This is a genomic window from Segeticoccus rhizosphaerae (genome assembly GCF_009192725.1).
Taxonomy (GTDB): domain Bacteria; phylum Actinomycetota; class Actinomycetes; order Actinomycetales; family Dermatophilaceae; genus Segeticoccus; species Segeticoccus rhizosphaerae.
Genome location: NZ_VOHR01000212.1, coordinates 1 through 6,711, shown reverse-complemented (window position 1 = coordinate 6,711; position 6,711 = coordinate 1). Strand labels below are relative to the sequence as shown.

The 6,711-nt window shown below is 68.7% G+C and carries 5 protein-coding genes and 1 pseudogene; all 6 read right to left on the bottom strand.

The features are described 5' to 3' along the window. Positions 1-48 precede the first annotated feature (48 nt). On the bottom strand, positions 49-1,053 hold the full coding sequence (locus tag FRW57_RS15130) for a polyprenyl synthetase family protein (protein ID WP_137120646.1): 1,005 nt from the start codon (positions 1,051-1,053) through the stop codon (positions 49-51). A 91-nt stretch (positions 1,054-1,144) separates the two neighbouring features. Next, on the bottom strand, positions 1,145-2,665 hold the full coding sequence (gene nuoN / locus FRW57_RS15125; RefSeq protein WP_238999448.1) for an NADH-quinone oxidoreductase subunit NuoN: 1,521 nt from the start codon (positions 2,663-2,665) through the stop codon (positions 1,145-1,147). Between the two features lie 38 nt (positions 2,666-2,703). Further along, positions 2,704-4,242, bottom strand: coding sequence for an NADH-quinone oxidoreductase subunit M (locus FRW57_RS15120; protein ID WP_137120647.1), 1,539 nt, complete (start codon positions 4,240-4,242; stop codon positions 2,704-2,706). Next, positions 4,242-6,182, bottom strand: a complete 1,941-nt coding sequence (gene nuoL, locus FRW57_RS15115; RefSeq protein ID WP_152186379.1) for an NADH-quinone oxidoreductase subunit L — start codon at positions 6,180-6,182, stop codon at positions 4,242-4,244. Before nuoL ends, FRW57_RS15120 begins: the two co-directional genes overlap by 1 nt. A gap of 12 nt (positions 6,183-6,194) precedes the next feature. Then, positions 6,195-6,494 carry an NADH-quinone oxidoreductase subunit NuoK gene (gene nuoK / locus FRW57_RS15110; RefSeq protein WP_137120649.1) on the bottom strand — a complete coding sequence of 100 codons (300 nt, stop codon included), beginning with the start codon at positions 6,492-6,494 and terminating at the stop codon, positions 6,195-6,197. Continuing rightward, positions 6,491-6,711: pseudogene (locus tag FRW57_RS15105) on the bottom strand (NADH-quinone oxidoreductase subunit J); the annotation flags it as partial. The pseudogene FRW57_RS15105 and the gene nuoK, both read right to left, overlap by 4 nt.

The following is a 6,711-nucleotide window of genomic DNA, read 5'->3' as shown; positions in this document are numbered from 1 at the left end:
GGATCGGCCTGGGTGGAGCAAACCGGCCGGGAGGGAGCACAGTCCGGGTCAGCCGGCGCGGCGGGCGACGCCGACGGCGAGGGCCCGCAGGGCGTCGAGGGCCGGGCTCTCCCCCAGCGGGTCCAGGATGTGCTGGGCCTGTCGGGCCACTGCGTCGGTGTGCATGCGGGCGTGCTCGACGGCCTCGTGCTTGCGCAGCAGGCCCAGCGTCTCCGCGTGCAGCGCGTCGTCCCGCAGGTCGGAGGCGAGCAGCTCCTTGAGCCGGTCGTCCGCCGGGTCGGTGGAGGCCAGCGCATACAGCACGGGCAGGGTGGCGACACCCTCGCGCAGGTCGGTGCCGGGGGTCTTGCCCGACTCGGCCGAGTCGGACGTGATGTCGAGCAGGTCGTCGGCCAGCTGGAAGGCCATGCCCAGCAGCTCGCCGTAGTGCCGGCAGATCTCGACCGTCTCTGGCGGACAGCCGGAGAACATCGCGCCGTAGCGGGCGGCGGTGGCGACCAGTGCGCCGGTCTTGTCCTCCAGCACCCCGAGGTAGTAGTCGACCGGGTCGGCTCCCTCCGGAGCGGGCCGGTCGTCGCGGATCTGTCCGACGCACAGCCGCACGAACGTCTGCGACTGGATGAGCACGGCCTCCGCGCCCAGTCCCGCCACCAGCTCGGACGCCTTCGCGAAGAGCAGGTCTCCGACGAGGATCGCGGTCGAGTTGTCGTAGGCGGCGTTGACACTCGCCACGGCACGGCGCACGGTGGCCGCGTCCATGACGTCGTCGTGGTAGAGCGACGCGAGGTGGGTCAGCTCCACGGCCGTCGCGGCGTCGATGACCTCGTCGGTGCAGTCCTTGCCGAGCTCGGCGGTCAGCAGGGTCAGCAGCGGGCGGAACCGCTTGCCGCCCGCAGCCGTCAGGTGCGCGGAGGCCGCCGCGATGAAGGTGTCCTCGTGGTCCACGACGCTGCGGACCCGCTGGTCCACCCGGACCAGACCCTGCTGCAGGCGCTCGGTCAGCTCGGGCGAAGCGCTCGGCAGGGCCAGGGTCGGCGACGCGGCTCCGCTCATGCGGAGCCGCCGTGAGTATCGGAGGCCGGGGCCCCCGCGAAGTACCGGAGCGCAACGGAGGACTTCGTGGGGTGGTCCTCGTGGGGTGTGGTCATCGCAGGAACAAGGTGGACTGGGACGCGAGGTCCAGCAGCGGGGACGGGATGATGCCGAGCCACAGGGTCACGAGGGTGCCGAGGCTGATGCACAGCGTCGACATCACGGTAGGTGTCATCACCATCGTGTCGCCCGCCGGCTCGGAGAAGTACATGAGCACGATGATGCGGATGTAGACGAAGGCGGTGATGCCGCTGCAGATGATGCCGACGATGACCAGCCAGGTTCCGCCGCCTGCGACCGCCGCCGCGAACACGGCGAACTTGGCGGTGAAGCCGGAGGTCAGCGGGATGCCGGTGAAGGCCAGCAGCAGGAACGCGAACACGCCGGCGACGATCGGACTGCGCTTGCCCAGCCCGGCCCACTGCGACAGGTGGGTGGCCTCGTTGCCCGACGAACGGACCAGCGCCACGATCGCGAAGGCCGCGATCGTCATGAAGCCGTAGGCGACCAGGTAGAACAGCGTGCTCGAGACGCCCTTCTGGTTGAGCGCCAGCACCCCGACCAGGATGAATCCGGCGTGGGCGATGGAGGAGTAGGCCAGCAGCCGCTTCATGTCGGTCTGGGTCACCGACAACACCGCGCCGACCACCATGGTCAGGATCGCCACGCCCCACAGGATAGGCATCCAGTCCCAGCGCACGCCCTCGAAGGCGACGTAGAGCACCCGCAGCAGCGCGCCGAAGGCCGCCACCTTGGTGCCCGCGGCCATGAAGCCGGTGACCGGGCTGGGCGCGCCCTGGTAGACGTCGGGGGTCCACGCGTGGAACGGCGCGGCACCGACCTTGAAGAGCAGCCCGACCACGACGAGCAGGACGCCCGGGATGAGCAACCCGTCCATGCCCGACTGGTTCTGGACCGCCGTGGCGATGTCGGACAGCTCGAGCGAGCCGGCGTAGCCGTAGATCAGGGCCGCGCCGAACAGGAAGAAGGCCGAGGAGAACGCCCCGAGCAGGAAGTACTTCAGCGAGGCTTCCTGCGACAGGAGGCGTCGGCGCCGCGCCAGGCCGGACAGGATGTAGAGCGGCAGCGAGAGCACCTCGAGCGCCACGAACATCACCAGCAGGTCGGCGGAGGCCGGGAAGAGCATCATCCCCGCGACCGCGAAGAGGGTGAGCGGGAAGACCTCGGTGGAGGTGGCTCCGAGCCGCACTGCCGCTGCCTCGCGTGGCGAGCCGGGGACGGCCGCGCCGGACTGCGTGAAGGCGTCGGCCTCGTCGGCGGTGAACCGTTCGGCCATCGCGAGCACGCCGACCGCCGCCAGCGCGACGATGACGCCCTGGAAGATCAGCGCCGGACCGTCGATGACCACGGCACCGGCCGCGGTGATGCCCTGGTGGTCGCGCGCGCTGGTCGCGATCGCGACCAGCGCCGCCACCAGCGTGAGCAGCGTGAGCGTCACCTGCGCCTCGTGCCGGAAACGGCGCGGTGCGAAGGCCTCGATGAGCACGCCGATCATCGCCCCACCGAACACGAGGAGCATGGGCAGGACAGCCGCGTAGCTGATCTGCGTCATGACGAATTCCGTCGGCAGGGCTCCTGCCATGGAGGCGATCACTTGGTGCTCCCCTCAGCAGTCGTGCCGATGGACGGCGGCGGGTCGGTGACGCCGACGTGTTGCAGCGTCGTGTTCACGGCGGGCCGGATGACGTCGAGCACCGGCTTGGGGTAGACCCCGAGGCCGAGCATCACGATCACCAAGGGGGCCACCACCCAGCGTTCGCGGTGCGACATGTCCTTCGTGCCGGCATACTGCTCGGGCTTCGGACCGGTCATGGTGCGCATGTACCACAGCAGGATGTAGAGGGCGGCCAGGACGATGCCCAGCGTGGCGATGATCGCGGCGGCCTTGTAACGCTCGAACGTGCCCACCAGCACGAGGAACTCGGAGACGAACGAGTTCAGCCCGGGCAGCGCCAGCGTGGACATGCCGGCGAGCAGGAAGACTCCGGCGATGACCGGTGTGATCCGCTGCCAGCCGGTGTAGTCGGGGATGAACTTCGACCCGCGCCGCTGCACGAGCATGCCGGCGATGATGAACAGGGCTGCGGTGGTGAAGCCGTGGTTGACCATGTAGAGCGTCGAACCGTAGCCACCGACGGTCGTCATCGCGAAGATGCCAAGCACCATGAACCCGAAGTGGCTGACCGAGGTGTAGGCGATCAGGCGCATCATGTCGGTCTGGCCGATCGCCAGCAGTGCACCGTAGATGACCGAGATCACGGCCAGCACGATGATCACCGGTGTGGCCCAGCGACTGGCGTCGGGGAACAGCTGCAGGCAGAACCGGATCATCCCGAAGGTGCCGACCTTGTCCAGGATGCCCACCAGCAGCACGGCCGTCGCAGGCTTGGCCTCCGTCGCGGCGTCCGGCAGCCAGGTGTGCACCGGCCACATCGGGGCCTTGACCGCGAACGCGAAGAAGAACCCGAGGAACATCAGCCGTTCGGCGGTCGGGTCGATCTGCAGGCCGGTGAGCCGCTCGATGAGGAAGCCCTCGGAGCCGCCGGGTCCGTAGAGGTAGAGCGCGATGACGGCCACGAGCATGACCAGGCCACCGACCAGCGAGTAGAGCAGGAACTTCACCGCTGCGTAGTGGCGCTGTTCACCGCCGAACGACCCGATCAGGAAGTAGACGGGGACGAGCATGGCCTCGAAGAACACGTAGAAGAGGAAGACGTCGGTCGAGGAGAACACCCCGATGATGAACATCTCCAACACCAGCATCAGCGCGAAGTAGCCCTGCTGCCGCCGACCCGTCTCGGGCACGTCGTTCCAGGCGGCCAACAGGCACACGGGGACGAGGACCACGCTCATCAGGATCAGCACGAGCGCGATCCCGTCGACGCCGAGCGCATAGCTGACGCCGAACTCCGGGATCCAGGAGTGCTTCTCGACGAGCTGGAACTGTCCCGAGCCCCCCGAGGTCTGGAACTGGGTCGCCGCCGCGATCGCCACCCCGAGGGTGACCAGCGCGAAGCCCAACGCGATCTCGCGCGCCCTGCCTGCGAGGCCCTTGGGCAGCAGCGCCACGACGGCGGAGCCGACGAGCGGCACCGCGCCGAGGACGGTCAACCAGGGAAAGCTTGACATCACTGCACCACCCACAGGGCACCGAGGATCACGACGACGCCACCCAGCATCGTCAGGGCATAGGAGCGGACAAAGCCGTTCTGGACCCGCCGCGCGCGGGCGGACAGCCCGCCGACGAAGGCGGCCAGACCACCGACCCCGCCGTCGATGCCCTTGTTGTCGGCGAACACCAGGGACCGGGTCAGGTGGATCCCGGGGCGCATGAAGAGGCCCTCGTTGATGTCGTCCTGGAAGAGGTCACGGCGCGCGGCGCGCGTTGCGAGCGACCCGACGGGCGCGACCACGGGGACGCTCTCGCGCAGGTAGCGCCACCAGGCCAAGGCGATGCCGGCTGCGACCAACAGCAGGGTGAGCACCGTCAGGACCGGCACGGAGAGCACCGGCTCGTGCCCGCCCTCCGCCGACCCGACGACCGGCTCGAGCCAGCTGGTGATGATGCCGGTCGGTCCGAGGATCAGGCCCAGACCGGCGGAGCCGACGGCGAGGATGATCATCGGCACCGTCATGGACAGCGGCGCCTCGTGTGGGTGCTGGTCGTCGGTCCAACGACGCTTCCCGTGGAAGGTCATGAAGAACAGCCGGGACATGTAGAACGCGGTGATGCCGGCGCCGATGAGCGCGGCCAGGCCGAAGACCCAGGGCCGCCAGCCCTCCCCGACGAAGGCCGCCTCGATGATCTTGTCCTTGGACCAGAACCCGGCGAAGGGCGGCACGCCCATGATCGCCAGCCAGCCCAGCCCGAACGTCACCCAGGTGATCTTCATCAGCGTCGCGAGCCCGCCGAACCGACGCATGTTGACCTGGTCGTCCATGGCGTGCATGACCGAGCCGGCGCCGAGGAACATCCCGGCCTTGAAGAAGCCGTGCGTGAGCAGGTGGAAGATCGCGAAGGCGTAGCCGATCGGGCCGAGGCCCGCGGCCAGCATCATGTAGCCGATCTGGCTCATGGTCGAGGCGGCGAGGGCCTTCTTGAGGTCGTCCTTGGCGCAGCCGACGACCGCTCCGTAGAGCAGGGTGACCGCACCGACGATGACCACGACGAGCTGCGCCGTGGGCGCGAGGTCGAACAGCACGTGGCTGCGCACCACGAGGTAGACGCCGGCGGTCACCATCGTCGCCGCGTGGATCAGCGCGGAGACGGGGGTAGGGCCCGCCATGGCGTCACCGAGCCAGCTCTGCAGGGGGAACTGGGCCGACTTGGCGCACGCACCGAGCAGCAGCATCAGCCCGATCGCGGTCAGGATGCCCTCGCTCGCCTGCGAGGCCGCGGCGTTGACGCCCGCGAAGTCGGTGCGGCCGAACTCGACGAACATCAGCATGATCGCGATGGACATGCCGACGTCACCGACCCGGTTGGCGAAGAACGCCTTGTTGCCCGCGCTGGCGTAAGCCGGCTTGTGGTACCAGAATCCGATCAGCAGGTAGGACGCGAGACCCACGCCTTCCCACCCGGCATACAGCATCAGGTAGTTGTCGGAGAGGACCACGGTGAGCATCGCCGCGACGAAGAGGTTGAGGTAGGCGAAGAACCGGCGCTTGTCGGAGTCGCCCTCCATGTAGCCCAGCGAGTAGACGTGGATGAGGGACCCGACGAAGGTAACCAGCAGCACGAAGGTGATCGACAGCGGGTCGAGCAGCAGGCTGGCGTTGACGTCGAAGGTGCCGGCCGGAACCCACGAGAACAGGTGGAGCGTGTGGGACCGGTCGGAGGGGTCCGCGCCCATCATCGAGATCGCGATGAGGACGCCGACGACACAGGCTGCCCACGACAGCAGCACGGCGATCATCGGGCCGGCCTTGTCCAGCACCCGGCCGCCGAACAGGAGCAGGGCGGCGCCGAACAGCGGGAAGGCCAGCAGCAGCCATGCGTATGACGTCACGCCAGTGGCCGCGGACGTCGCCGCGGGCTCGCTGGACGCGAGTGTGATGAGGGTATGCACGCCGCTCGCTCCTTACAGCTTCAGCAGGTTGGCATCGTCGACCGAGGCCGAGCGACGGGCACGGTAGATGGACATGATGATGGCGAGGCCGACCACGACCTCCGCCGCGGCCACGACCATCACGAACAAGGCGATCGCCTGGCCGTCGAGCTGGCCGTTCATCCGGGCGAACGTCACGAACGCGAGGTTGGTCGCGTTGAGCATGAGCTCGACGCCCATGAACACCACGATCGCGTTGCGGCGCACCAGCACCACCGCCGAACCGATCGCGAACAGGATCGCGGACAGGTAGATGTAGTTGACGAGGCTCATTCCCGGGAACCCTCCTCGATGTCGCGCTCGATAGCTCGCTCGGCGGAGTCGTAGTCGTCCGGCCGGGTGATCTGGTCACGCGCGACGAGCACCCGCGAGACGGACAGCTCGCTGGGCGTGCCGTCCGGCAGCAGCGCCGGGGTGTCCACCGCGTTGTGCCGGGCGTAGACACCGGGCGCGGGCAGGCCGGCCACGTGCTGTCCGCGGCGGAAGCGGC